The sequence below is a fragment of the Microbispora sp. NPDC049125 genome (assembly GCF_040802045.1).
Taxonomy (GTDB): Bacteria; Actinomycetota; Actinomycetes; order Streptosporangiales; family Streptosporangiaceae; genus Microbispora.
The window spans coordinates 154,438-179,473 of sequence record NZ_JBEZDW010000012.1 but is presented as its reverse complement, the minus strand read 5'-3'; the positions used below and the strand labels follow the sequence as shown (position 1 = coordinate 179,473).

The window sequence follows — 25,036 nt, the reverse complement described above, 5'->3', positions numbered from 1 at the left end:
ATCGTTCGTACGGCTCGGTGCGCCCAGGCGGATCATGGAAGACGGCGGAGCGTGGACCCGGAGGTGCTCAGCGGGCGGGGGCCCGCGCACCCCCGCTGATCACTGAATGTTCATGACGAGGATGACGCCGGGGCGCGAGCCGTCGTCGCCGTGCAGGGGAGACAGCGTGACGGCGAGCTTGGCGGGCCGGCCGCGCCGGTTCACCGCGTCCACGACGAAGGTTTCCGGCGCCGCGTCGAACGGGGCGCCGGTGTCCAGCATGTCCTTGATCCGCGGCAGGAGCGTGTCGAGCGGCAGCCCGATGTCGAGGGCGGCCAGGTGCAGGGCGGCGGCCTCGTCCGCGCGCAGTCCCCACAGCTCCTCGGCGCCCGGGCTCCACATGAGCACCCGCAGGTCGCGGTCCACCACGGCGACGGCGTCGCCGAGGGAGCGGACGACGGCGGCGACGAACTGGTTGGCCCGGTCCAGCTCCAGCGTCCGCCTGTTGAGGGTGTCGTTGATCTGCTGGAGCTCGTCGTTGCTGGACTGGAGCTCCTCGTTCATCGTCTCCAGCTCCTCGTTGGTGGACTGGAGCTCTTCGTTGGTGGTTTCCAGCTCCTCGTTGGTGGACTGGAGCTCTTCGTTGGTGGTCTCCAGCTCCTCGTTGAGCGACTGGAGCTCCTCGTAGGCGTTCTCCAGGTCCTTGTTGGCCCGTTCCAGCTCGTCCCTGAGCCGGCGGTAACGGGTGACGTCGTGGAAGTTGACCGCGACGCCGACCAGCTCGCCGCTCGGTTCCTGGAGGGGGACCACCGAGATGTCGAAGATGCTCGGGTCCGTCATGCCGGGCCGGTGCCAGGGGACGTCCTGGAGCTCGACGGTGCGCGCCTCCAGCTCGACCCGCTCGATGACGGACCTGAGCTCGACGGGGCGATAGGAGACCTCCAGATCCTGGAAGGGCCGTCCCAGGTCCCTGGGGTTGAGATGGAAGAGGATCTCGGCGCGCGTGTTCAGCAGCGCGAGGTTGCCCGAGCGGTCGAGCACGATCTGCGCGATGGGGCCGGAGGCCAGCGCCGAGACCTGCAGCGCGGAGATGCGCGCCAGCGGCTCGGGCAGCAGGGCCGCGGAGTTCCACGCCGTCCTCGTCGCGCCGGTCGCCGAGCCGATCTTCCTGAACAGCCGCATGCGCAGGTCCACGGGGTCGAACCTGTCGCTGTGGTTGAGCAGCATCTCCGCCTTGCCGAGGAAGAGGTAGCCGGGGTTGGCCAGGGCGAAGTGGAACCGGCGGACGATGCTGAGCTGCGTCTCGGTGTTGAAGTACATCAGGGTGTTGCGGGCCAGCAGCAGATCGACCCGGGAGATGGGCGCGTCGCGGGTGAGGTCGTTGCGCCCGAAGATGACCTGGCGGCGCAGGTCCCTGCGGAAGGCGAAGCCGCTGTCGACCGGCTCGAAGTACCGTGTCATCAGCTCTTCGGGGACGTCGGCGACCTGACGATCGGAGTAGACCGCGGCCCGCGCGACCTGAAGGGCCTTCTCGTCCAGGTCGGTGGCGTATATCTTGACCCGTTCCCGGAACTCGTCCAGGCCCATCTCCTCCGCCAGGACCATGGCCAGGCTGTAGGCCTCCTCGCCGGTGGCGCATCCCGCGCTCCACGCCCGGATGGGCTTGCCCGCGCTCTTGGTGGCGAGCAGCGCGGGGACCACCGTCTCCCGCAGGGTCTGCCAGGCCGCCGGGTCGCGGAAGAAGCCGGTGACGTTGATGAGCAGGCTGTCGAAGAGCTTGCCGAACTCGTCGGGCTCCAGCTCCAGGTAGTCGCGGTACTCACCGAAGTCCCTCAGCTTGAGCGCCGCCAGCCGCCGGGTGATCCGGCGCATCAGCGTGGTGCGCTTGTACCCGGTGAAGTCGAAGCCGCGGATCTCCTTCAGCATCAGCAGAAGATCGTCGAACTCGCGTTCCTCTCCGGGCATCATGCGTCCACGTTATCCTCGCCCGCTCCGCTGGGACAGGCGAAGGGTGTCTCCACAGCGGAACCGATCCTGGCCTGGAGCCCGCGCAGTGTCTCCATGGCCTCACGGTCCTGGTCCATCTGCTGCCGGAACCGGCGGACCGTGCTGACCTGACCGTGCCCCTCAGCCGTGGCCACCATCCGTTCCAGCAGCCGCAGCCGCTCCTCCAGTCGCAGGATCGCGACCCAGAACGCGCGCTCCACCGCCGCGCCCTGCCCGTCGATCATGCTCTCCAGCGACCAGGCGTGCCCGACGACGCACTCGTAGCGCTCCGTCGGCCCGATGCGCGTCCGGTACAGGGGGCCGCTGCAGTCGGGGCAGCTGATCATGGTCAGGTGGCCGGCGGGTACGGAGGGCATGCTGACCGGCAGGAACGTGGCCAGCTCCCGCTCGATCTCCCCGTCGGAAGCCGCCGCCATGCCCACCTCCGTACGGCTCTGCCGCACGATCAACGCGGCGATCTCCTTGACGGGCGCGACCACGGCGTCGGGGACCGCGGAGATCGCCGCCGTGGGCATGCCGTTGAACGCGCTTTCCCGCGGGTCCTGGACCGCCACCGCGCCGCCCCGGCTCCGGACCGCCTCGCACCCCCTGGCGGCGTCGTCGAGCGTGCCGCTCAGCACGACGGCCACGGTGCGCGGCCCGGCGGAGGCCGCCGCACTGAGGAACAGCGGGTCGGCCGCCGGGCGGTGCCCGTTGTGGCGCGGGCCGCGGGACAGCCTGACCTTGTCGCCGTCGATCAGCAGGTGATGGTCCGGAGGAGCCACGTAGACGCGGCCGTGCCGTAACGGCTCGCCGTCCTGCGCAGTGGCCGCCTCCAGCGGTCCCGCGCGATCGAGGATCCCCGCCAGCGCGCTCCCGCTGCGCGGTGAGATGTGCAGGACGACGAGCACCGCCGCCTCGAGATCGGAAGGCAGCTCCGCGAGGAGGGCCCGCAGAGCCTCGACGCCGCCCGCGGAGGCGGCGGCCACGACGATGTCACGACCCGGGATGGTGCCCACGGCATCGTCCTACCCAGAAGGCGACGGGCATGCCGCCGGAAGGTGTGAACTCTTGGTGTCCGCGACTTCTTTACGCGGTTCACGGGGTAGGAAGGCACTATGCGATTGTCGGTGCACGTCGTCCACCGTGAGACGGGCTCAGCGACCGTCGTCATCTCCGGGGACCTCGACCTCTCCAACAGCGGGATGCTCGAAGGCGTGCTGATGCCTCTGGCGGCCGACGGCCATCTGTCCCTGTTCGTCAACGGGCAGGGGCTCCGGTTCTGCGATCTGTCCGGTGCCCGGACTCTGCGCCGGGTGCACGAGCGGGTCCAGCGGGACGGCGGGTCCGTCGTCCTCACGGTCCAGCGGGGCCTCGGCAGGCTGCTCGACCTGCTGTGGCCGGGCGGCGACCCCGGCAGTCCGACAGTGCTCTACAGCCTGCCCCGTCCGGACGCCGCCCGGCGGCATCTCGCGGTGATGCGCGGCGTCAACCCGGATCGCCTCAGAGCGAGAGCCGGACGGGCGGAGGCCGTTCCCGCGGCCCTGCCGCTCGCGTCGGTGCTGGAGCGGTCACGGGCGCTCCGGCGGGAGACGGCGGAACGCCTTGAGATCATGCGCGCGCACACGGAGTCGCTCTGCACCGTTCTGGCCGACGTCCAGGACCGTCTGGCGGCCATTCACGTCACGCTCGTGACGACGCGGCCGGTCGGCGGCCCCGCCGGCGCCCTGCTCTGCGACGGGCACTCCCACGAGGCGAAGGCGGAGGAGTTACGGCTCCAGGCGACCGCTCTCGCCCGCCAATGACCCGGCCTTCCCCGCTTGCCTTCCCCGTCCCGCGCCTTCCCCGTCCCGCGCCTTCCCCGTCCCGCGCCTCGCCGCTGACCGGCGCGGCCCGCCGGGGTCAGCCGGTGGAGTCCCGCCCGACGTCGAACGCCTTCTCGTAGTGCTGTCTGGCCTGCTCCACCACCGAGTCGTCGAGCCAGGCGACGGGCTCGACCTCGTCGATCAGCGGCTCATGGTCGGGACCCCGGGCGACGACGCGCCCGCTCAGGATCCACGCCCGCCTGTCGCCCTCCTTCGCCAGGTGCGTGTACTTGCACACCTGGCGGGCCAGCCAGTCCTCCAGGGGGCTGGTCCACCAGCACTCGGCGTCGAGCACGGTGGCCGACAGCCCGGGCAGCGGCAGGCCGCTCTCGTAGTCGACGCTCGGCCGGCCGATGTCGGACTCCGGCCCCTTGGAGTACCGCAGGAAGAGCCCCGGCCTCCGTTCCACCAGGGCGGTCAGCTCGTCCAGGCTGTCGATGGCCGGGAGCTCGCCGTTCCCCACCCCACGCTCCTTGCCGGGCCCGCTCATCGGGCCCCTCCAGGCACCTCGCTCATCGTCGTCCCCTCCCAGCGCCGTCGCCGTGGATCGTCCCAGGCGCACTCGTCCTTCCCTCCCCGCCCGTCCGTGAGGCTAACCAGCGGGCTCCTCCACCCGTGAGCGGCCCTGGCGGAGCCGTTCCGGGAGCTCCTGCCAGGGGCGGTGCGAGGCCTGTGACCTGCCATGGAAGGATTCTGACGTGGCACAGGGAGACGATGAGACGGTTCCGTACACGCGAGGCCTGCACCGGATAGCCCCCGATGTGTGGTCGTGGCTGCAGCCGGACGGAAGCTGGGGCTGGAGCAACGCCGGCCTGATCGCCGGGGCGGACGCGAGCTGCCTCGTCGACACGCTCTTCGACCTGCCGCTCACCCGGGAGATGCTGGCCGCGATGGCGGACGTCACCCCGGGGCGGCCGATCACCGACGCCGTCAACACCCACGGCAACGGCGACCACTGCTTCGGCAACGAGTTGCTCGCGCCGGAGGTGCGCATCCACGCGGCGCCCGAGGTCGCGGCGCGGATGCACGGGGAGGCCCCGGAGGTGATCACGGCGCTGCTCGGGACGCGCTTCGGCCCGCCTCTGGACGCCTTCGCGCACCGGTGCTTCGGATCGTTCGCCTTCGACGGCATCACGCTGCGCGAGCCGGACGTCCCGGTCCTCGCCGACACGACGCTGGAGGTCGGCGGCCGCGAGGTGCGGCTGCTGCCCCTCGGGCCCGCGCACACCGGCGGCGACGTGGCCGTCCACGTGCCGGACGCGGGCGTGCTGTTCGCCGGTGACCTGCTTTTCATCGGAGGTACGCCGGTGATGTGGGCCGGGCCGGCCGCGAGCTGGATCGCGGCCTGCGACGCGATGATCGCGCTCGGCCCCGAGGTGATCGTCCCCGGGCACGGGCCGGTGACGACGGTGGAGGGCGTCCTTGAGATGCGGGCGTACCTGGAGCACGTCGACCGGCAGGCCCGGGAGGCGTTTGACGCGGGAAAGACGTGGGAGCGGGCGGCCTTCGAGATGGACCTCGGCCGCTTCGCCGGGCTCCCCGACGCGGAGCGGGTCGTGGTGACCACCCACGCCGCCTACCGCCACCTGGACCCGGACCTGCCGGACGCCGGTCCGGTGCGGCTGTTCGAGCTCATGGCCCGGTGGGCGGCCGAGCGGTCGGGCTGAGGCCCCCGCCCGGGCGTCCCCGATCGATCGCCGTATCGGGTGAGAAGGCGGCGGCGGTACCACGACTTCAGGCTTACGCCGGGCCGATCGTGCTGACAACGCGTAACCGCCGGGCTCACGGTTTCCCGCGTCCTCAGCGGCGTGTCCGCGGCCGGCAGTCGGTCGGCGTGCACGGTCAGGCGACTTGTCACCCGTTCGCTCATCGCCCGCATCGCGAACACCAGCGGCACGGATCGCCGCACGATGGGCCGGGGATGAGCGGGCTTGAGAAATCGAGAACCCTCGGCGGCCGCGGCGGGCCGTTAGAGTTTTGACCGCCCCGCCTCCCGACCCCCCGGAGAGTCCATGCCGGACGCGCAGCCGCTGGAGCCGAGCGACCCCTCGCAGCTGGGGGCGTACCGCGTGACCGGCAGGATCGGGGAGGGGGGACAGGGCGTCGTCTACCTGGGGCAGGCCGAGTCCGGCGCCATGGTGGCCGTCAAGCTCTTCCACGCGCGGCTCGGCCGCGACCCCGTGGCCCGGGACGACTTCTCGCGCGAGCTGGAGCTGGTCCAGCGGGTCGCCCGCTTCTGCACGGCGCAGGTCCTGGACTTCGGCGTGGCGGAGAGCCGGCCGTACATCGTGAGCGAGTACGTCCCGGGGCCCGCGCTGCACCAGCTGGTGGCGGCCGAGGGGCCGCGTGCCGGGAGCGCGCTGGAGCGCCTCGCCATCGGCACGGCGACCGCGCTGGTCGCCCTGCACGACGCCGGGGTCATCCACCGGGACCTCAAGCCGCACAACGTGCTGATCGGCCCGGACGGCCCGAGAGTCATCGACTTCGGGATCGCCCGCGCCCTCGCCGGGACCAGCACGATGACCAGCCAGGTGGTCGGCACCCCCGCGTACATGGCGCCGGAGCAGCTCGCCGCCGGGGAGCTCGGCTTCGCCCTCGACACGTTCGCCTGGGCGTCGACCATCGCGTACGCCGCCAGAGGCCGCCCGCCGTTCGGGGACGACGCCATCCCGGCGATCATCAACAGGATCCTGAACCAGGAGCCGGACCTCGACGGGATCGAGGAGCCGCTGCGGGGTCTCCTCGCCGAATGCCTCGCGAAGGACCCCGCCCGGCGGCCGTCGGCGCAGGGCATCCTCGACCGCCTGGTGCGCGGGGGAGCCCGCGCTCCGGCCGGATCGCCGACGGACCCCAGGCCCCGGGACGTGCCGACCCATCCCGGCGGCCGAAGCGGCGCGGGCGGTCCCGGCGACCCGCCTGTCGTGAGCGGTCCCGGGGAACCGGCCGCCGCGGGCGTCGCCGTCGCCCCGGAGGCGCGGAAGGGACGCAGAGGAGTCCGGGCGGGAGCCGCCGTCGCCCTGGCGGCCGCGGCGATCACGGCCGTCGCCGGAGTGGCCCTTATGTCCCCCGGGGACGTGTCGGCGACGAGGAAGGGGGCGGCGGCCGTCACGGGCTCCGCCTCCCCGTCAGGCACGGCATCTCCCCCCGGGACGGACTCGAAGGAGGACGCGGCGTCCCCGACGGGCACGGCGGCGAGCGGGACGCTCGCTCCCGCTGACCCTGTCGCCGCGACCGGCCGCCCTCGGGCGAAGCCGACGGCGGCCCGGCCGCCCGGCACCTCGCCCAGCACGCCGCCCCGCACGGCGAAGCCGGCGCCGACCGAGGGCAGGCCTTCGGCGAAGGGCTCGCCGTCCGCACGGCCATCCTCGTCACGGCGGCTCGTGGAGCTGGGCCCGGGGCACTTCACCGCCTACTGCGAGTCGCTCGGCTGGGAGTGGGTCGAGTACCGGGAGACCCCCACGCCCGGCGCGTACTGCGTCTTGCGGAAGGGCGACACCATGTACCTCACCCCGAGCAAGCGTGACGCCGGATGCCGCTGGCGCTTCCACGAGCCGCGCGCGTTCCACCGCTTCAAGGGCAAGTCGAGCTACTGCTACATGTACGTGTGACCCGGCGGTTCAGCGCCGGGGCTGGTAGGAAGGCGCGGGCACGTCCGCCACGGGGACACCTCCCCGCAGGTTGCCGTAGGTGAAGAGGCCGACCGGGCCGAGGCCGGCGGGCGCCGCGTCTTTGGTGGTCACCGCGAGCGCCAGGGTGTTGGCGCCGTTCTCGCGCAACAGCCCTCCGGGGAGGTAGAAGTCCCGCTGCGGGCCTATGTCGCCGCCGTACTGGCCGACGTTCCACCCGTTCAGGAAGATCATCACTCGGGACGCCGCCGGGATCTCGCCGCCGAACCGGAGCCCGATCGGCACGTCCTCCCCCTTGGGCAGGCCGAGCCGGAACGCGGTGCGGTACCACGTGACGCCCGGCACGGCGGGCCCGGCCTGCGGGGACGCGACCCGGGTCCACGACGAGTCGGGGAAGCCGGGCAGGTGCCACCCGTTCCGCTCGCCGTACAGGCCGCCGGTGTTCAGGGGGCCCCGGGTCACGTCGGCCAGGTCCTCCCCGCCCTCGGCGCCCTGGATCCGCCAGGTGATCGGCTCCGGAGAACCGGCCACCGACGCGGCGATCAGGCCGCGCGGCTGCTTGAACCGGTTGTCGTCGGCCGTCCAGTCGTCGTTGTGGCCCATGTTCTGCACGAGCACCGCCAGCGTGGCGGGCCGGCCGGGCTTCAGCAGCCCGTCCGGCACGGCGAAGTGGCCGGGCCCGGGGTCGGGGTTGGGGGTGTCGGCGTCCGCCTGGACGCCGCCCGCCGCCCAGCCGAGGTAGCGGCCGTTCAGCCAGACCAGATAGTCGCCCCGGCGTCCGGTGATGGCGTTGAGGTCGACCTGCGTCTCGGTCCCGGTGGCGGTGAACCGGCCCCGGTACCACACGTTGCCGTAGTGGAAGCCGTAGTCGTCGGCGTAGAGGACGGGCGGCGTCTTCGGCTTGAGCGGGCTCTCGGTCGTCGTCTTGGCGGCGACGGTCCACCCGGAGTCGTCGAAGCCCGGCGCGGCCTCCGGCGCCTCGGCGTGGCCGCGCCAGCCGGTGAGTGCGGGCAGGTGCACCGCCCGGGGACCGGGGGCGGTGACCAGCAGCGACCCGCTCGGCGTCCGCCCGGCGGCGACCTCCGTGGAGCCGAGCCGCACCCGCTTGGCCGGCGCCGGTCCGAAGACCTCGACCTTCCCGGCCTCGGCGTAGTCCGCCTCCAGCCGTACGACCTGGCCCGTCACGGTGGCGGACCGCAGAAGGGAGGTGCCGCGGACCAGGATCGGCCCGGCCTCGGTGTCGGCCCGCCAGAACGCGGCCGCGGTCTCGTCGGTGCCGATCAGGAGCAGCAGCGGGCGCCGTCCGCCGCCGGACACCAGCACCCGGGCGAGCCCCTCGTGCGAGTAGTCGAGGCGCAGGTCGCCGGAGGAGTACGACGAGCGGACCCGCCCCTCCAGCACGGTGACCTTCGGCTCGGAGGTGTAGCGCAGGACCGTCGCGCCGGGGGAGCCCTCGGCGCCGTAGAGCACGGCGACGTCCCGGTCGCCCGTGAACATGTGCGTCATGATCTCGGAGCTGGACGCCGCGAGCCGCTGGCCGCCCAGGTCGTACGCGCCGACGAGGACATGGGCGTCATGGCCCTTCACCTGGACGGGGAGCGCGTAGGTGCCGTCCACCGTCGTCCACGTGAGCGTCGCCGAGTCGGTGGCCGTCGCCGCGCGGTCGGTGTGCCGGACGAGCGCGAACCGTGTTCCGTTGTCGGGGTTGGCCCGGGCCACCACCTGCACGGCGGCGTTGTCGGACGTGGGGGCGGCGGCCGCGTCGGTCTTGGCCAGCGGCGTGACCGCCTGCAGGAAGTAGCCCTGCCGCTTGAACTCGTCGTACTTCGGCGTCAGCCGGCGCGCCTCGGTGATCGCCGCGCCGTAGTCGTAGGAGGTGTACACGTCGTTGGGCTGGGGGAGCCAGCCCCAGCTGGTGCCGCCGTACCCCATGTAGTAGTTGAACATGGTCGCGCCGGCCACCATGAGGTTCGACTTGTAGAAGAACTTCATGTACGCCGGGCCGGTGAGCTCGCGGCACCGGTCGTAGCCCGCGTTGTCGAGGTCGATCGCCCCGGCCTGGTACTCGGCGGCGAACACGGGGATGTCGTCGCGCAGCCGCTCGGTCAGCCCCTCTCCCCACGGGCCCCACACGCTCTCGGCGTTCTGGCACTCGAACGACTGGGGGTAGTCGTCGACGCCGGGGAGTGGCACGGCCCCCGGCCCGGTCGCCCAGGTCGAGGTCCAGCTGCCCGCGTCGCAGCAGTCGTTGGTCGTGATCGGCACGTCGATTCCGGCGGCCCTGGCCTGATCCTGGATGTCCTGCATGTACGCGGCGTCGGTGGCGACGGCGTACTCGTTCTCGGCGTTGTAGAGGATGACCGAGCCGCCCTCGCCGATCTGGTGCCTGGCGATGATCGGGTTGATGTGGGCGAGCCAGTCGCGGTAGGCCTCGGTGAAGCCGGGGGCGCTGCTGCGGGCCCGGCCGGGCACGTTCTTCAGCCATGCGGGGAAGCCGCCGCCGGTGGTCTCGGCGTTGATGTACGGCCCGGGGCGGGCGATGACGTACAGGCCGGCCTGCTCGGCCGTGCGCAGCAGCCGGTCGACGTCGCGGACGCCGGTGAAGTCGTACACCCCGGGCTTGGGCGAGTGGTAGGCCCAGTCGAAGTAGATCGAGACGGCGTTGAACCCGCCGGCCTTGAGCTTCTCCATGATGTCGCGCCACAGGCCGGGGCTGGGCAGGCGGAAGTAGTGGAACTCGGCCGCCTGCACGATCACGCGCCGGCCGTCGATCGTCAGCGAGTAGTGGTCGTAGGCGACGGCGGGCGACTGGCCGGCGGAGGCGGTGGATCGCGCCGGCTCCGCCGAGCTCGCCCGCGCGCCGGCCGGGCCTCCCAGGGGGAGGAGGACCAGCGACGCCGCCAGCGCGGCGGACAGGTGTCTGAGCTTCATGTGACCTTCCGGGAGGGGCGTCAGGTGGGAAAGTCCTCTGCGGTGCCGCGAGCCCGATCTTGCCGGAGTTCGCTGATTTAGTTTGCTTAGCGTTCCAACAAACGTCAACGCCGATGTCGGACCGGGCGGCGTTCCCGGCCGTTGCGCCGTCTGCTGCCGGCCGCCGCCCGCGCGGCCGCGTCATCCCCGAGGGGCCCGCTCCCAGCAGTCCGTACGCCGGATTCGCGGCGCGTGGTTCCGGACGGCCGAGGCGGTGGCCGGGGTGTGGCAACTTGGACTCGGTGAGCTGTGACGACAAGCAAGGAGTCCGATGACGGAAATCCTCGGCGTCCGCCCGCGCATCGCGGCGGACACGAGCCCCTGCGCGTGGACCTGCAAGACCCCCGCCCTGGCACCCGACGCCCGCGCCGTCGCCTACATCAGTGACAGGGACGGCTCGCCGCGAGTGTGGATCCAGCCCCTCGCGGGAGACCCCTCTGGGGGCCTCGCGGGGGACGGGGAGGCGTGGCCGGTGGACACCGGCCCCGAGCCCGCCGCCGACGTGAGCTGGTCGCCCACCGGAGGGCGCCTGGCCGTGCTTGTGATCCCCGGCGGCGGCGAGCACGCGCAGATCTGGACCGTCCGTCCCGACGGCGGCGACCTGCGCCCGCTCGCCGCGCCCGAGGGCGGGTCGGCGTCGTTCGCCCGCTGGACCGGGCGGGGGGAGACGCTCCTGGTCGGCGAGGTCTCCGCGACGGGCGGGTCGGAGGCGGTGCTCGTCGACGCCGTCTCGGGACGGCGCGAGGTCGTCGCGGCCGGTCCGCTGCTGGTCCCCGCCGCGATCAGCCGCGACCACCGCAGGCTGCTGGTCCGCTGCGGCCCGCGGGGGGCCAGGCAGATGTACGTGGTCTCACCCGGGGGCGGCATGCGGCCCCTGCTTGAGGGCCTGCCCGGCTCCACCGATCACGGCACGCTCTCGCCCGACGGGACGACCGCCTACCTGCTGACCGACGCCGGGAGGGACCGGGCGGCCCTGCTCGCGGTGCGCGAGGACGGCGAGCCGGTCGTGCTGGCCGAGCGCCGGGACGCCGAGCTGGACCAGTTCGCGATGAGCGCCGACGGCCGCCGGATCGTCCTCGTGTGGAACGACGGGGGCAGGTCCACGCTGGAGTCGCTCGACACGGAGACCGGGGCCGTGCGCCCGCTCCCGGCCCCGCCGGCCGAGGTGGTGACCTCGGTCCGGGTGTCGCGGGACGGCTCGCTCGCCGTCGTGGCCGCCGAGGGGCCGGCGCGCCCGTCACACGTGGTGCTGTGCGATCTGACCACCGGAGGTCACCGGGAGGTCGCCGGTGCCGCGCGGCTCCCCGCGGTCGCCGAGCCCGAGCTGCTGACCTTCCGGGCGCGGGACGGCCTGGAGCTCAGCGGCTGGCTCTACCGGGCCCCCGGCGTCGAGGGGCCGGCGCCCTTCGCGATCCACCTGCACGGGGGGCCGGAGGCGCAGGCCCGGCCCGAGTTCACCCCGCTGTTCCAGAGCCTTCCGGCCGCCGGGATCGGGGTGTTCGCGCCGAACGTCCGCGGGTCGAGCGGGTTCGGGCGGCGATTCCGCGGCGCCGACGATCTCGCGCTGCGCTTCCACGCGATCGACGACGTCGCCGACTGCGCCGCCGAGCTCGTACGGCTCGGCCTGGCCGACCCGGGCAGGATCGCCTGCATGGGCCGCTCGTACGGCGGCTACCTGACGCTGGCGGCGCTCGTCACCCATCCGAGGATCTTCCGGGCGGGAGTCGACGTGTGCGGGATGGCGGACTTCGCCACCTTCTACGCCCGCACCGAGCCGTGGATCGCCGCCGCGGCCGTCAGCGAGTACGGCCATCCGGTCGCCGACCGTGAACTGCTGAGGGCCCTGTCGCCGTTGCACTCCTTCGACCGGCTCACCGCCCCGTTGCTGGTCGTGCACGGCGCCCGTGACACCAACGTTCCCGCGTACGAGGCCGAACAGGTGATCCAGGCGGCCCGGGCGCGCGGGGTGCCCTGCGACCAGCTGCTGTTCGAGGACGAGGGGCACGAGATCCGCCGGACCGCCAACCGGGTGACGTACGTCGAAGCGGTCGTCGACTGGCTGGGACGGCATCTGCTCGCCCCGGCGTGAGCTCCGGCCCGCGCCGCCGAATGCGGAATGCGGAATGCGGGCGCCCAGTGTGCCGGGGGGCCAGGGCTGGGAAAAGGCCGGTATGCGGGTAAAAAGGATCGTCCCGGACGCGCGATGCGCGTCCGGGACGAGGAGTCCATGAGGAGGTGGCCGCCGCTCGGTTTCGACGATGTCCGCCGGACGGCGTCGGCCTCGCTGCCTGTTTAGAGGGGTCGAACGTTCTCCGCCTGCGGGCCCTTGGCCCCCTGGCCGGCGCTGTACTCGACCCGCTGGTTCTCCTCGAGCGAGCGGTAGCCGCCCGCGTCGATGGCGGAGTAGTGGACGAACACGTCAGCCGTGCCGTCGTCGGGGGCGATGAAGCCGAACCCCTTCTCCGCGTTGAACCACTTGACGGTGCCCTGAGCCATGCTTTCTCCTTGTTAAGACGATCTCGAGATCCACAGTATGTGATTCCCGGGCTGCTGCGACCGACCGCCTTATGGAAAGCCTTCGCTTCCGTACGGACGACGCCCGCTGTCTAGCTCCGCAGGCGTTGTAACGCGTACAAAACTTCGACTGCAACCTTCTTGCCCCTCCAGACTACACGGACCCATGCCGTTCGTGTCGAGGGTCCGGCATCTCGGTGCGGCGGCGCCGCCGCACCCTGTCCTCGTCAGGCCATCGGACGTCGGTCGCCCAGCCCAGGAGCTCGAAGCCGCGGATCAGCCCGGCGGACAGGTCGATCTGCCGCCGGTCCAGGCCGTGCCGGGCGCAGGTCGGCTCGCTGTGGTGCCCGTTGTGCCAGCTCTCCCCGAACGACAGCAGCGCCAGCGGCCACAGGTTGGTGGAGCGGTCGTGGCGGCGGGTGGTGAAGGGCCGGGTGCCGATCACGTGGCACAGGGAGTTGACGCTCCAGGTGACGTGCTGCAGGAGGGCGACGCGGACCAGCCCCGCCCAGATGAACGCCGTGAACCCGCCGTACAGCTCCCCGCTGATGATCCAGCCGGCCAGGAACGGCAGCGCGAGCGAGGCGACGCTCAGGAGGGGGAACGCCCGCGCCACCCTGACCGTCGCGGGATCGGCGAGCAGGTCGGGCGCGTACCGCTCGGCGGGGATCTCCTCGCCGCGGAACAGCCATCCCAGATGGGCGTGGGCGAGCCCCCGCAGCTGCCCGCGCGGGCCGGTGCCGTACCGGTAGGGGGAGTGCGGGTCGCCGGGGCGGTCGGTGAAGGCGTGGTGGCGGCGGTGTGCGGCCACCCAGTCGATGACGTTGCCCTCGAAGCTCATCGACCCGGCGATCGCCAGCGCCACCCGCAGCCACGGCCGGGCGGCGAAGGACCCGTGGGTGAGCAGCCGGTGGAACCCGACCGTCACCCCCAGCCCCGTCACGGCGTAGAAGATCGCGGCCAGGATCAGGTCGGCCGGCGAGACGCCGTTCCCCCAGGCGAGCCAGGCTCCGGCGAGCAGGGCCGCGAACGGCACCACGGCGATCGCCGCCGTGACCCACAGCTGGGCCGCGCCGATGGGCGGATGATCGTCGGCTCCCGGGAAGGGGGAGGTGCCGTCGTAGCCGGGCAGCACGGCGGTGGCGCCCACCCCGCTCACGCCCCGCCCCCCGCCAGGGAGGGTAGGCGTGCCGCGCCGCCTCCGTCGCCGGAGCCCGGAACGTTCCCGTAAACGGTGAATGCGCCGTCGAGGCCCGTGACCCGCAGCAGCGTGAGCATCTGTGGGCCGGGGGCCGCCAGGGCGACGGTGACGCCGAGTGATCGGGCGCGGCGCTGGATGCCGATCAGGACGGCCACGCCGCCGGTGTCGCAGGACGACACCCCGGCCAGGTCGCAGACGAGCAGTTTCGTGCTGGTCTCCAGCGCGCGCAGCAGCCGGCCTCGCAGGGCGTGGCTGGTGAAGATGTCGATCGCGCCTTCCAGCCGGACCACCGTGGCGTACGGCGGGACGGCCGGGGCCGGTGCGGCCTGTGCGCGCGGGACGGGTCTCGGCGGTAGGGGGGCCGGGGAGGGCGTGCGGCCGTGCACCCGGCCGATGACGGCGCGGCCGGAGGAGGCCCGCGGGCGCCCCGGAGAAGAGGCCGGAGAGGAAACGGCCGGATCGGGCACGAGCATGGAAGAGAAGGGTGCTTTCTGCGGCATCGGTGGCCCGGCCCGTCTCGGCCCCTGTCGGGCCGGATGTGTGGTTCGCCTTGGGCGACGCAGACGTGGATGCCAACGCACGGAAAGTCCGAGGTACTGCTACTCTACCTCGCCGCACGGCGCCGGCCTCGTGCGACGCCCCGGGCCGCACGTGCCGAGTACGCTCGGAGCATGGCGGAACTCCGCCGTGAGCCATCCCGTCGAAACGGCGTCACCATGGTCAACAGCGAGCCCACGTGTGAGCTCCACCTCCGGATGTCGGGCCAGTCCCACGACCTGACGCTGCGGCTGCACGACGACGCGCCGTCCGAGGACGAGGTGGCGACGTGGATGAGAGAGGGTCTGGTGATCCCGCTCCACGTCTCCGAGTCGGGCAGCAGCGCTCTGCGCACCGTCCTGGTCAACTTCGCGACCGTGGCCATCGCGTCGCTCCTGCCGTACAGGGCGGGCAGAGGCGTCGATCTCTGATCTCGCGGGCTCGCCTTGCCGCACCGCCTCCCCAGGTCGTTGGCACGGTCCAAGGGTGCGTAGTGTACAGGGGAAGGCAAGGGGCAAACCATGACAAACCACCCTGTATACGGCGTACGCCATGACCCGCTCCTCCAAGGGCCCCACGGGCGCCTCATTCTGCTCACCGGGGCGGCGGCTCTGCTGGCGCTCGGCTTCGGAGTGCTCACCGGCCTGGTCGAGCGGCGGCACACCCAGAGGGTCATGGACGTCATCAACACCGGCTTGATCAAGATCAACGAGGGCGATCGGTCCGCACGGCTCTCCGAGCCCGGCGTCGACGGGCAGATCGCCTGCCTCGTGCAGAACCTCAACAGGACACTCGATCGATGCGACCGGTTGCGCTGGTTCGCCTCGGACCTGTCCCACGAGCTGCGCACCCCCCTCACCGGGCTGCGCCTGGAGCTGGAGGACGCGGGGCTGCACCCGGGGGAGACGGACGTGCCGCGGCTCGTCGGCCGCGCCATCAGCAGTGTGGACCGCCTGGAGGGCATCGTCACCGGGATGCTGGTCCTCGCCCGCATGCGGGCGGGCCAGGATGAGCAGCGCGAAGCCCTCGACCTCGGACGGCTCGTGAGGGACGAGGTCGGCAGGCGGGACGACCGGCTCCAGCCGACGCTGAGCCTGGAGGACGGGGTGACCGTCGAAGTCGCTCGCGACCAGATCCAGCAGGTGATCACCAACCTGCTGAACAACGCGCAGCGGCACGCCTGCCGGAGCGTCGCCGTCGAGGTGCGGGGGGACGACGGCATGGCATGCCTCTCCGTGGCCGACGACGGGGAGGGCGTCCCCTGCCGGGACCGGCAGCGGATCTTCCAGCGTTTCACCCGCCTGGAGGAGAGCCGAAGGCTCGACACCCAGGGCGCCGGCCTGGGCCTGGCCATCACCCGCGACATCGCCGCCGCCCACGCGGGCACCGTCCACGTCGAGGACTCTCCCTGCGGCGGCGCCCGTTTCGTGTTCCGCGTGCCCATGGCCTGACGGCATTCGGCACCGTCGCCTGCGGCGGTGGGACGGCTGCGGGGGCCCGGCGGGGGGAATGGCGTTCATCGACCCGTTGTCGATGGCGGCAGAAAGGGCACGACGATGCTGGACCCCGCCGGCCTGTCCCCCCACGAGGCCCGCGCCCTGTTCCGTGAGGGGCTGGCGACCCCCACCTCCGGCTGGTGCTCCGGCTGGACGCAGGCCAATCTGATCGCGCTGCCGAAGGATTACGCGTACGACTTCCTCCTGTTCGCCCAGCGCAACCCGAAGCCGTGCCCCGTGCTCGACGTGACCGAGCCGGGCGAGACCTCGGCGTCGCTCTTCGCGGGGGATCTGCGCACCGATCTGCCCGCGTACTGGATCTATGAGGACGGCGAGCGGGTCGCGGAGGTCACGGACGTGCGGTCCCGGTGGCGCGGCGACCTCGTCTGCTTCCTGATCGGCTGCAGCTTCACCTTCGAGGCGGCGCTCATGGAGGCGGGCGTGCCCGTACGGCACATCGAGGCCGGGACCAACGTGCCGATGTACCTGACCGATCGCGAGTGCCGGCCGGCGGGGCGGATGTCGGGGCCGATGGTGGTGTCGATGCGCCCGGTGCCCGCCGGCCTGGTGCCGCACGCCGTCCGGATCACCGCGCGCTATCCCGCCGTCCACGGCGCCCCCGTGCACGTCGGCGACCCTTCCGCGCTCGGCGTCGCCGACCTGTCCCGCCCGGACTTCGGCGACCCCGTCGAGGTGCGCGCGGGGGAGCTGCCCGTCTTCTGGGCGTGCGGGGTGACGCCGCAGGCCGCGGTGGCGCGGGCGCGGCCGCCGTTCGCGATCGGCCACGCGCCCGGCCACATGGCCGTGACCGACGCCCGGGACGCCGCCTACCTGGGAGCCGTTCAGTAGGCGGTCCGCCGGACGGAGTCCTGTACGGGCTAAGACGCGCCCCCGAGGAGCCGGGCGACGAGCTCGGTGCGGGTGACGCAGCCCAGCTTGGCGAGGATGTTGCGCACGTGGCTCTCGACGGTGCGCTCGCTGAGAACCAGCCGGTCGGCTATCTGCCGGTTGGTCATCGCCTGTGCCACGAGCCCGGCCACCTCACGTTCCCTCGCGGTGAGCGGGTCGCGCCGGCGCGCCTCCAGCGACGCGGCCACCCCGCCGGCCCGCGCGAGCGGACCCGGCAGGCCGAGCCGCCGGGCCTCGACCGTGGCGCGGCGGGCCAGCGCCTCCGACTCGGCGAGATCGCCGGCCGCGGCACGGCGCACCAGCACCTCCGCCAGATCGATCCACGTGTGGACCAGCCACGGTCTGGCGTCGAGACGCAGGTTGACCTCCGCGGCGAAGCGCAGCGCGCCTGCGGCCTCGTCGAGCCGTCCCATGACGGCCGCCATCCGCCCCGCGCCCCTGGCCGCCGCGCCCCCGCACATGCTGTGGGCGCTTCCGGGCAGGCCGCCGGCCGCCGTCCAGGGCGCCCACAGCGCGTACGCCCAGCCGGCGGCCTCCGCGTCGCCGAACGCCTCGGCCAGCTCGGTGAGGTACTGCAGGAGCCCGAAGGCACGCAACCCCCGGGGCGGCTCGCGCAACATCAGCCGCAGGTGCTCGTAGCGCGCGAGGGCCTCTTCACGATCACCCTCCAGGTGCAGGAACGCGCAGCGGGCCGCCTCGATGACCGGCATGCGAGGCAGCGCCGCGAGAAGTTCCCGATGGTCGCGGGGGAGCTCGTGCGGATCTCCTCGCATGAGGGCGAGCAGCCCCGTGAAGATCTCCGTCGCCGAGGCCGCCAGCCGGTCCTCCATCAGCCGCGCGATCTCCCCGGCGTCCGCTGACAGCTCCCGCGCCTGTTCCAGGCTTCCGGTGAGCGCCGCCCGCGCCGCCGCCGCACGCAGGTGGTGCCAGCGGACGGACGGCAGCCGCGTCGTGCCGGCCAGCTCGCCGATCCCGGCGATCGCCTCGTCCGCCTCGCCCAGGTCGGCGAGCTGGTAGGCGCCGTCGATGTGCCACAGGTGGCCCCGGACGACGGCCATCGGCCGGCCCGTGCGCAGCCCGGTGCGGATGGCGAGATCGCCCATCCGCCGTCGTTCGGCCACGGAGTCGGGGGCGTCCAGGGCCCCGGCCCTCGCCTGCACGGCGTCGAGGAGGGCCTGGGGGTCCCCGGACTCCTCGGCCAGCCGCAGGGCCCGCGCCGAGACGCCGCCGGGGTCGGCCGCGCGGTCGCCCTCCACGTCCAGGAAGGCCTTCCTGGCGGTCAGCCTGGCGCGGGTCGTCGTGGTGTCCACGCCGGCGGGCCGGGCGCGGCCTCCCTCGGCGTCCGGCCCTCCTTCGAGGGCCGCGAGCGCCCGGTCGCACAGTGCCGACATCGTCGTGAGCACGTCGGGATCGCCCGCGCCCCCGACGGTGAGCGCCGCGGCGGCGAGCAGGTCGAGGCGGCCGGCGGCCTGCGCCTCCTCCGCCGCCTCCCGGCAGTGCGCCGCCGCCCGCCGCGCCTGTCCCGCGAGCACCTCGGCGGTCGCCAGCTCGATTAGCAGCCCGGCCCGGTCGTCCGGCCCCGCTCCAAGGCGGTCCTGCGCCTCCAGGGCCTGGCCGAGCAGGCGGGCCGCCTCCTCCGGGGCGGGCGTCCACCGGGCGTGTGCGGCGGCGGCCCGAGCCCATCGCACGAACGCGCGCAGCGCCTCCGCGTCGTGCCCCGCCTGCCGCCAGTGGGCCGCGACGCGCGCCGCCTGGGCGGGGCCGGATCCGGCCCGCCGCTCCAGCGAGACGGCCGCCCGCCGGTGCGCCGCCCCCGCCACACCGGTGGAGGTCCACGCGACGATGCCCTCCCGTACGAGGGAGTGGGCGAACCGTTGACGTCCCGGGTCTCCGCCGGCCGGGGCAAGCAGCCCGGCGCCCGTGAGCGCGTCCAGGTGACCGGCCACCGTGGCCGCTGTCAGGCCGGCGACGTCGGCGAGCAGCTCGACATCGAGGTCGTCGCCGAGCACGGCGGCCAGGCCGGCCGTGCGGCGTACGGCCGGATCGAGTCCCTTCAGCATGCCCAGCACCAGAAAGGACAGATCGGCGGGGGGCGGCGACGGGCCACCGTCCCCGGCCCCGTCGCCGTGCTGCGCTGTGCTGAGGTGCTCTGTCGTGGTCGGGTGCTCTGTTGTGCCGATCGCGCGGGCCATCGCCGCGACCAGCAGCGGCAGGCCGCCGGTGCGCCGGTGCACCTGGCCGGCCGCCGCTGCTCCGCCCGGCAGGCTGGAAAGGAGCCGCGCGACCTCTTCGCGGGTGAGCGGCGGCAGGCTGACGGTCCTTACGGCACGGCAGCGCGAGACGTCGGCCACGGTCGCGAGAAAGCCGGATGCGCGCCCGCCGCCGCTCCTGTGCGTCGCCACCACGAGCAGCCGCGAGCCGGCCGCCTCAAGGGCGACGTGCCGGAGCATCGCCAGGGACGCCTCGTCGGCGTCGTGAAGGTCCTCGATCACTACGACGAGACCCTTGGCGTCCTCGGCGGCACCGAGCAGGACGCCGGTCAGCGCGGCGAGCCTCCGGAAACGCACCGACGCCGACGCGGCCGGATCAACGTCGGCCGGTTGCCCGCGCACCGGCTCCATGGCCGTCGGAGCGGCGGCGGCCAGGGTGGCGGCAGCCGGTTCCACGCTCTCCTGATCGGCGGCGGCCGGGTGGGGGCGGTCGCCGAATCCCGTGAAGGCGCCGATCTCGAGGTCGTGGAGGAGGACATGGGGCCGCGAGCAGACCTGCTCCATGACCCGGAGCCAGGGCCACAGCGGCGGCGCGCCGTCCTCGGCGACGCAGTGGCCCCATGCCACCGCCGCCTCGCGGGCGACCGCCTCTTCCACCAGCCGTGACTTGCCGATCCCCGCGGGCCCCGATACCAGGACGACCCCACCCCGTCCGTCACGGGCGCCGGCGATGCCCTCACGCAGGATCGCCGTCTCGCCTTCCCGCCCGACGAAGGCGTCCACTGTGCCGGCCATCCCTCCAGTCTGGCAGCGCCGGCCCACGGTTCAGAGGTGGATCTCAGTGCCACCGCTGATGTGGTCGCCGTTCCCCACGCCCACGCTGAAAGCCGTAAAGAACAGGGAGAAGCCATGGAACCGTACGAGTACGCGCGTCAGGACGCCACGGGGCTGCGCGACCTGATCCGCAGGGGCGAGGTCACAGCGGCCGAGGTCGAGTCGGCCGCGAGACGCGCGCTGGAATGGGCCGACGCCAGGCTCAACGGGCTGACCATGCCGGTGTTCGAGCGCGCGCTGGACCACTCCGGCGACGGCCCCTTCGGCGACGTGCCCTTCCTCATCAAGGATCACGGCCCGGTGGCCGAAGGCGTCCCCTTCACCATCGGCAGCAACGCGCTCCACGGTGTGGTGGCCCACCACGACACCGATCTGATGCGGAGATTCAGGGCCGCCGGGCTCGCCACGCTGGGCGTGACCACCGTGCCGGAGATGGTCATGGACTTCGCCACCGAGTCCGCCAGGTACGGCGTCACCCGCAACCCCTGGGATCCGGAGCTCGGGGCCGGCGGGTCGAGCGGCGGCGCGGCCGCGCTGGTCGCGGCGGGCGCCGTGCCGCTCGCCCACGCGAGCGACGGCGCCGGCTCGATCCGCGTCCCCGCCTCCTGCTGCGGCCTGGTCGGGCTCAAGCCGAGCAGGGGACGCGTGACGAGCGGCCCCGACATGGGCGAGCCGATGTTCGGCATGGCCTACGAGTTCGCGCTGACCCGGACCGTCAGGGACGTGGCACGTCTGCTCGACGCTGTGCACGGGCCAGGGGTGGGCGACAAGTACACGGCGCCGCCGCCGCGCCGGCCGTACTCGGCGGAGGTCTCGGCGGGCCCCGGCGTGCTCCGGGTGGCGGTGACCACCGAGGCGTGGTCGGGAGCGGCGGTGGACCCGGAGGTGGCCGCGGCGGCGGTGGCCGTGGGAGCGGTGCTGGAGGAGATGGGGCACCGTGTCACGTGCGGCAGCCCGGTGGTGGACTGGGAGGCCGCGATGAGGGCCATGGAGACGCAGGCCGTCGCGATCGCCTCGACGATGCTGCTGGCTCCCGGGGAGCCCGATCCGGCGAAGCTGGAAGGCCAGACGCGGCGACTGCTCCAGGTCGCGCGGGAGACGAGCGCGCTCGACCTGATCGTCGGCTTCCATGCGCAGAACCAGGTCACCCGGTCGGTGAGCGCGTTCTTCACCGACCACGACCTGCTCGTCACGCCGGTCCTGGCGCGCCTGCCCGCCCCGCACGGCACGGTCCGGTACGGCGAGGACGGGCTCACGCTGACCGAGCGGCTACGGAGGATCTTCGACTTCGGGCCGTTCACGATGGTTTTCAACGTGTCCGGCCATCCGGCGATCAGCCTTCCGCTGGGCTGGAGCGAGGGTGGGCTTCCGATCGGGGTGCAGTTCGTGGCCCCCTACGGCCGGGAGGACCTGCTGCTGCGGATCGCGGCCCGGCTGGAGGAGGCGATGCCGTGGAGGGGCAGACTCCCCGGGATCTCCGTCGCGCACTCAGGCTGAATCATCACGCCCGCACGCGCCAGGAGGGGGAAGGCGGGGTCAGGTGGGCAGCGAGCCCGTCTCGGGGTCCCGGTCGGTCAGGCAGTAGACGCCGCCGGCCGGATCACGCATGACGATCCAGCGGGATTCGCGCCGGGCGACCGCCGCCCCCAGCCTCTCGTGCCGGGCGCGCGTGGCCTCCGCGTCGGCGCAGGCGATGTCGATGTGGGCGGTGGGGGCCTGAGTGGGGGCCTGAGTGGGGGCCTGAGTGGGGGCCTGGTCGCGTCCGAGCCGCTGGAGCAGGATCCGGATCGGCATGCCGGGGGCCCGGAGCACCATGTACTCGGGCAGGGCCCCCTGGTGCAGCGGCCATCCGGTCAGCGCCTCCCAGAAGGCGACCTCCTCGTCGTACGCCGACGGGGAGATGTCGAGGCAGACCTGGTCCAGCCGGCTGCCGTCCGTCACGGGGGGCCGTCGCGACCCTCCGGACCAGGGGAGCAGGCAGAACGGCCGGCCCTCCGGCGAGCGCATGACGACCCAGCTCTCGTGGTCGGCGATCGCGGTGGCGCCGAGCCCGGCGGCCCGCGCCACGGCGGCGGGGACGTCCTCGACCTCCAGGTCGATGTGGGCCCCGCCCTCATCGAACACCCCTTGCAGCTCCACGTACGCGTCGCCGGCCTCGGGGACCAGCGTCGAGAACTCCTCGTGGTCGCCGTGGCGGGCCGACGCCCGCGTACCGGTCACCGCGGTCCAGAAGGCGGCGCTCTCCTCGAACCGATGCAGGGGACGGTCGATGAACGCCCAGATCCAGCGCACCATGGGGCAGCACGTTACTGGAAGCGACCCGGCTTTCCCCACCTTTCCCGCGAGTGAGACGATCCCTCAGGTATGCGGCGAGGCTAGAGAAAGTCACACAATTGACTAATAACGTGACAAATTGGGCGGGCAACATCACGTTCGGCGCGGAGCGCGTCGAACGGCCGACCTCTCTGGAGCAGGTACGGAGCCTGGTGGGGCGAAGCCCCAAGATCCGCCCGCTGGGCAGCGGCCACTCGTTCAACGACATCGCCGACTCGCCGGGCTCGCTCATCTCGCTCGACGGCCTGCCGTCCGGCGTGGAGATCGACGGCGCGTCCGGCACCGTCAAGGTCGGTGCCAGTGTGCGGTACGCCGAGCTCGGCCGCCGCCTGCACGCAGAGGGCTACGCGCTGGCCAACCTCGCGTCCCTGCCCCACATCTCCGTCGCCGGCTCCTGCGCCACGGGCACCCACGGCTCGGGAGACACCGCCGGGAACCTCGCCACGGCCGTCTCCGCGATCGAGATGGTCACCGCGGACGGCGATCTCGTCGAGCTGAGCCGCGACGCGGACGGCGACCGGTTCGACGGGGCCGTCGTGGCACTGGGAGCCCTGGGCGTCGTCGTCACCCTCACGCTCGACCTGGTGCCCGCTTTCGAGGTGCGGCAGCGCGTGTACGAAGGGCTTCCCTTCGAGGCCCTGGAGGACCACTACGCCGAGCTCACCTCCGCCGCCTACAGCGTCAGCCTGTTCACCGACTGGCGGACCTCCCGGATCGGGCAGGTCTGGGTGAAGGAGCGCACGGACCAGGCCCCGGCAGCCTCCGTCCCGAGCCTTTTCGGAGCCGTGCCCGCCGACGGCCCCCGGCATCCGGTGCCCGGGATGCCCACCGTCAACTGCACCGAGCAGATGGGCGTCCCGGGCCCCTGGTTCGAACGGCTTCCGCATTTCCGCCCCGACTTCACGCCGAGCAGCGGGGAGGAGCTCCAGGCGGAGTACCTGCTGCCGAGGCGGCACGCGGTCGACGCGCTGCGTGCCCTGGACGGCGTCCGGGACCGCATCGCCCCGGTCCTCCAGATCTCCGAGGTCCGCACGGTCGCCGCGGACGGCCTGTGGCTGAGCCCCTCTTACGGCCGTGACACGGTGGCCGTCCACTTCACGTGGATCAAGGACACGGCGGCGGTGCTGCCGGTGCTGGCCCTGATCGAGGAGTGCCTGGCGCCGTTCGACGCCCGCCCTCACTGGGGGAAGCTGTTCACCGTCGCGCCGGAGGTGCTGAGCTCTCGCTACGAGCGGATGGGCGACTTCCGGAAGCTGGCGCGCGACTACGACCCCGCGGGCAAGTTCTCCAACGACTTCCTCGACCGGTACGTCTTCGGAGGCTGACCCTCTCATCGCCCCACCGTGCGACATGGCCATACCGTACGACATGGCGATGAAATTGACAATCATTTTCATTCGGATGAGGATGCCAGGCGACGCCCTGCCAGACACATCCGGAGGAAACCCCCATGCCCGCAACCCCGGCCCGGCGCGGCGCCGTTCTCGCCGGCTCCGCGCCGATCGCCCTGCTCATGGCCCTGCTGATCGCCCTGCTGACCGCCGCGTGCGGATCGCCCGCCGACGGCGCGGCCTCCGCGTCCACGGCCGGCGCGGCGGCGAAGACGCTCACGGTCGTGGCCACCACGACCCAGGTCGCCGACTTCGCCCGCCAGATCGGCGGTGACAGGGCGAAGGTCACCCAGATCCTCAAGCCCAACATCGACCCGCACGACTACGAGCCGTCGCCCGCCGACATCCAGGCGGTCGCGGACGCCGACGTCGTGGTCAAGAACGGCGTGGGCCTGGAGAGGTGGCTGGACGCGGTGATCTCGTCATCGGGCTTCTCCGGAACCGTCGTGGACACGAGCCGGGGCGTCTCCGTCCGGAAGGGCGACGGCTCGAAGGAGGAGGCGGCCGGTGATCCCCACATCTGGCACAACCCGCTGAACGCCAAGATCATGTCGACCGGCATCGAGAAGGCGTACGCGGCGGCCGATCCCGCGGACGCGTCGTACTTCGCGGCGAACCTCGCGGCGTACGGCACGAAGCTGGACGCGCTGGACGCGGACATCGCACGGAAGATCGGCGCGCTCCCCGCGGAGCGGCGCAAGCTGGTCACCAACCATGACGCGTTCGGCTACTACGTCGACCGCTACCACCTGACGTTCGTCGGATCGATCATCCCGAGCTTCGACACCTCCGCCGAGCTGTCGGGCCGGCAGATCTCCGAACTGGTGGCCAAGATCAAGGCGACCGGCGTGACGGCGATCTTCTCCGAGTCGTCCCTGCCGCCGAAGACGGCCGAGGCCATCGGCCGCGAGGCCGGCGTGAAGGTCGAGGCGGGCGAGGACTCCCTGTACGGCGACACACTCGGCCCCAAGGGCTCGGCCGGCGCGACCTACCTCCAGATGGAGGAGCACAACACCGACACCATCGTCACCGCGCTTCAGGGGGAGTGAGGGCGGCCCGGCGGCCGGGCCGGATGTGTCATGAGCGGCCCGCGGGCGCGGCGATCGTGCCATCGTTGCCGCGTGTTCACCGAGTCGTACGGATCAAGGAAGGAGGCGTTAAGACCCGGAAGTTTGGATCTCATA

At 72.8% G+C, this 25,036-nt stretch carries 19 protein-coding genes; 10 read left to right on the top strand and 9 right to left on the bottom strand.

Annotation, left to right across the window (positions count from 1 at the left end; genetic code table 11):
* Positions 1–99: 99 nt before the first annotated feature.
* Positions 100–1,947 carry a CheR family methyltransferase gene (locus AB0B72_RS16785; RefSeq protein WP_367739673.1) on the bottom strand — a complete coding sequence of 616 codons (1,848 nt, stop codon included), beginning with the start codon at positions 1,945–1,947 and terminating at the stop codon, positions 100–102.
* Positions 1,944–2,984, bottom strand: a complete 1,041-nt coding sequence (locus AB0B72_RS16780) for a chemotaxis protein CheB (RefSeq protein WP_367739671.1) — start codon at positions 2,982–2,984, stop codon at positions 1,944–1,946. The genes AB0B72_RS16785 and AB0B72_RS16780 overlap by 4 nt, the downstream gene beginning before the upstream one ends.
* Before the next feature lie 99 nt (positions 2,985–3,083).
* Here AB0B72_RS16780 and AB0B72_RS16775 point away from each other — a divergent pair, with 99 nt between their 5' ends.
* A complete protein-coding gene (locus AB0B72_RS16775) occupies positions 3,084–3,770 on the top strand; it encodes an STAS domain-containing protein (protein ID WP_367739670.1) in 687 nt (228 codons plus the stop codon).
* A gap of 97 nt (positions 3,771–3,867) precedes the next feature.
* Here AB0B72_RS16775 and AB0B72_RS16770 read toward each other — a convergent pair whose 3' ends face one another.
* A complete protein-coding gene (locus AB0B72_RS16770) occupies positions 3,868–4,320 on the bottom strand; it encodes a DUF6098 family protein (protein ID WP_367739669.1) in 453 nt (150 codons plus the stop codon).
* Positions 4,321–4,528: 208 nt separating this feature from the next.
* Between AB0B72_RS16770 and AB0B72_RS16765 the strand changes: the two genes are divergently transcribed.
* Both AB0B72_RS16765 and AB0B72_RS16760 read left to right on the top strand, forming a co-directional pair.
* A complete protein-coding gene (locus AB0B72_RS16765) occupies positions 4,529–5,497 on the top strand; it encodes an MBL fold metallo-hydrolase (protein WP_367739668.1) in 969 nt (322 codons plus the stop codon).
* 345 nt (positions 5,498–5,842) lie between these two features.
* Positions 5,843–7,438, top strand: coding sequence for a protein kinase (locus AB0B72_RS16760; protein ID WP_367739667.1), 1,596 nt, complete (start codon positions 5,843–5,845; stop codon positions 7,436–7,438).
* Between the two features lie 9 nt (positions 7,439–7,447).
* Here AB0B72_RS16760 and AB0B72_RS16755 read toward each other — a convergent pair whose 3' ends face one another.
* Positions 7,448–10,387, bottom strand: a complete 2,940-nt coding sequence (locus tag AB0B72_RS16755) for a beta-galactosidase (protein WP_367739665.1) — start codon at positions 10,385–10,387, stop codon at positions 7,448–7,450.
* 310 nt (positions 10,388–10,697) lie between these two features.
* Here AB0B72_RS16755 and AB0B72_RS16750 point away from each other — a divergent pair, with 310 nt between their 5' ends.
* On the top strand, positions 10,698–12,515 hold the full coding sequence (locus AB0B72_RS16750) for a prolyl oligopeptidase family serine peptidase (RefSeq protein ID WP_367739663.1): 1,818 nt from the start codon (positions 10,698–10,700) through the stop codon (positions 12,513–12,515).
* A gap of 203 nt (positions 12,516–12,718) precedes the next feature.
* Here the strand turns inward: AB0B72_RS16750 and AB0B72_RS16745 are convergent, their stop codons facing one another.
* From AB0B72_RS16745 to AB0B72_RS16735, 3 genes are all read right to left on the bottom strand, one after another.
* Complete coding sequence (locus AB0B72_RS16745) at positions 12,719–12,922, bottom strand: cold-shock protein (protein WP_367739662.1); 204 nt, start codon at positions 12,920–12,922, stop codon at positions 12,719–12,721.
* A gap of 172 nt (positions 12,923–13,094) precedes the next feature.
* Positions 13,095–14,099 (bottom strand): acyl-CoA desaturase, encoded by a 1,005-nt coding sequence (locus tag AB0B72_RS16740; protein WP_367739661.1) that lies wholly within the window; start codon positions 14,097–14,099, stop codon positions 13,095–13,097.
* Complete coding sequence (locus AB0B72_RS16735) at positions 14,096–14,614, bottom strand: STAS domain-containing protein (RefSeq protein ID WP_367739660.1); 519 nt, start codon at positions 14,612–14,614, stop codon at positions 14,096–14,098. The genes AB0B72_RS16740 and AB0B72_RS16735 overlap by 4 nt, the downstream gene beginning before the upstream one ends.
* Before the next feature lie 198 nt (positions 14,615–14,812).
* Here AB0B72_RS16735 and AB0B72_RS16730 point away from each other — a divergent pair, with 198 nt between their 5' ends.
* From AB0B72_RS16730 to AB0B72_RS16720, 3 genes are all read left to right on the top strand, one after another.
* Positions 14,813–15,109, top strand: a complete 297-nt coding sequence (locus tag AB0B72_RS16730; protein WP_367739658.1) for a hypothetical protein — start codon at positions 14,813–14,815, stop codon at positions 15,107–15,109.
* A 90-nt stretch (positions 15,110–15,199) separates the two neighbouring features.
* On the top strand, positions 15,200–16,129 hold the full coding sequence (locus tag AB0B72_RS16725; protein ID WP_367739656.1) for a sensor histidine kinase: 930 nt from the start codon (positions 15,200–15,202) through the stop codon (positions 16,127–16,129).
* Between the two features lie 105 nt (positions 16,130–16,234).
* Positions 16,235–17,023 carry a putative hydro-lyase gene (locus AB0B72_RS16720; RefSeq protein WP_367739655.1) on the top strand — a complete coding sequence of 263 codons (789 nt, stop codon included), beginning with the start codon at positions 16,235–16,237 and terminating at the stop codon, positions 17,021–17,023.
* Positions 17,024–17,052: 29 nt separating this feature from the next.
* Here AB0B72_RS16720 and AB0B72_RS16715 read toward each other — a convergent pair whose 3' ends face one another.
* Positions 17,053–20,088 carry an AAA family ATPase gene (locus tag AB0B72_RS16715; protein WP_367739654.1) on the bottom strand — a complete coding sequence of 1,012 codons (3,036 nt, stop codon included), beginning with the start codon at positions 20,086–20,088 and terminating at the stop codon, positions 17,053–17,055.
* A gap of 114 nt (positions 20,089–20,202) precedes the next feature.
* On the opposite strand from AB0B72_RS16715, the gene AB0B72_RS16710 reads away from it, so the two are divergent.
* Positions 20,203–21,624 (top strand): amidase, encoded by a 1,422-nt coding sequence (locus AB0B72_RS16710; RefSeq protein WP_367739653.1) that lies wholly within the window; start codon positions 20,203–20,205, stop codon positions 21,622–21,624.
* Between the two features lie 39 nt (positions 21,625–21,663).
* Here the strand turns inward: AB0B72_RS16710 and AB0B72_RS16705 are convergent, their stop codons facing one another.
* Entirely contained in the window at positions 21,664–22,422 is a 759-nt protein-coding gene (locus AB0B72_RS16705; protein ID WP_367739652.1) for a VOC family protein, read from the bottom strand.
* A gap of 110 nt (positions 22,423–22,532) precedes the next feature.
* Here AB0B72_RS16705 and AB0B72_RS16700 point away from each other — a divergent pair, with 110 nt between their 5' ends.
* Together AB0B72_RS16700 and AB0B72_RS16695 are read left to right on the top strand one after the other, a co-directional pair.
* Positions 22,533–23,786 (top strand): D-arabinono-1,4-lactone oxidase, encoded by a 1,254-nt coding sequence (locus tag AB0B72_RS16700; RefSeq protein WP_367739651.1) that lies wholly within the window; start codon positions 22,533–22,535, stop codon positions 23,784–23,786.
* A gap of 125 nt (positions 23,787–23,911) precedes the next feature.
* Positions 23,912–24,901 (top strand): metal ABC transporter substrate-binding protein, encoded by a 990-nt coding sequence (locus tag AB0B72_RS16695; RefSeq protein ID WP_367739650.1) that lies wholly within the window; start codon positions 23,912–23,914, stop codon positions 24,899–24,901.
* The last annotated feature ends 135 nt before the right edge of the window (positions 24,902–25,036 follow it).

What these genes read in the sequence shown, in the direction of transcription:
- AB0B72_RS16760 (WP_367739667.1), top strand. Translation starts at nt 5,843, where the DNA reads ATGCCGGACGCGCAGCCGCTGGAGCCGAGCGACCCCTCGCAGCTGGGG.
- AB0B72_RS16775 (WP_367739670.1), top strand. Translation starts at nt 3,084, where the DNA reads ATGCGATTGTCGGTGCACGTCGTCCACCGTGAGACGGGCTCAGCGACC.
- AB0B72_RS16770 (WP_367739669.1), bottom strand. Translation starts at nt 4,320, where the DNA reads ATGAGCGGGCCCGGCAAGGAGCGTGGGGTGGGGAACGGCGAGCTCCCG.
- AB0B72_RS16735 (WP_367739660.1), bottom strand. Translation starts at nt 14,614, where the DNA reads ATGCTCGTGCCCGATCCGGCCGTTTCCTCTCCGGCCTCTTCTCCGGGG.
- AB0B72_RS16745 (WP_367739662.1), bottom strand. Translation starts at nt 12,922, where the DNA reads ATGGCTCAGGGCACCGTCAAGTGGTTCAACGCGGAGAAGGGGTTCGGC.
- AB0B72_RS16705 (WP_367739652.1), bottom strand. Translation starts at nt 22,422, where the DNA reads ATGGTGCGCTGGATCTGGGCGTTCATCGACCGTCCCCTGCATCGGTTC.
- AB0B72_RS16710 (WP_367739653.1), top strand. Translation starts at nt 20,203, where the DNA reads ATGGAACCGTACGAGTACGCGCGTCAGGACGCCACGGGGCTGCGCGAC.
- AB0B72_RS16750 (WP_367739663.1), top strand. Translation starts at nt 10,698, where the DNA reads ATGACGGAAATCCTCGGCGTCCGCCCGCGCATCGCGGCGGACACGAGC.
- AB0B72_RS16695 (WP_367739650.1), top strand. Translation starts at nt 23,912, where the DNA reads ATGCCCGCAACCCCGGCCCGGCGCGGCGCCGTTCTCGCCGGCTCCGCG.
- AB0B72_RS16755 (WP_367739665.1), bottom strand. Translation starts at nt 10,387, where the DNA reads ATGAAGCTCAGACACCTGTCCGCCGCGCTGGCGGCGTCGCTGGTCCTC.
- AB0B72_RS16785 (WP_367739673.1), bottom strand. Translation starts at nt 1,947, where the DNA reads ATGATGCCCGGAGAGGAACGCGAGTTCGACGATCTTCTGCTGATGCTG.
- AB0B72_RS16715 (WP_367739654.1), bottom strand. Translation starts at nt 20,088, where the DNA reads ATGGCCGGCACAGTGGACGCCTTCGTCGGGCGGGAAGGCGAGACGGCG.
- AB0B72_RS16730 (WP_367739658.1), top strand. Translation starts at nt 14,813, where the DNA reads ATGGCGGAACTCCGCCGTGAGCCATCCCGTCGAAACGGCGTCACCATG.
- AB0B72_RS16725 (WP_367739656.1), top strand. Translation starts at nt 15,200, where the DNA reads ATGACAAACCACCCTGTATACGGCGTACGCCATGACCCGCTCCTCCAA.
- AB0B72_RS16720 (WP_367739655.1), top strand. Translation starts at nt 16,235, where the DNA reads ATGCTGGACCCCGCCGGCCTGTCCCCCCACGAGGCCCGCGCCCTGTTC.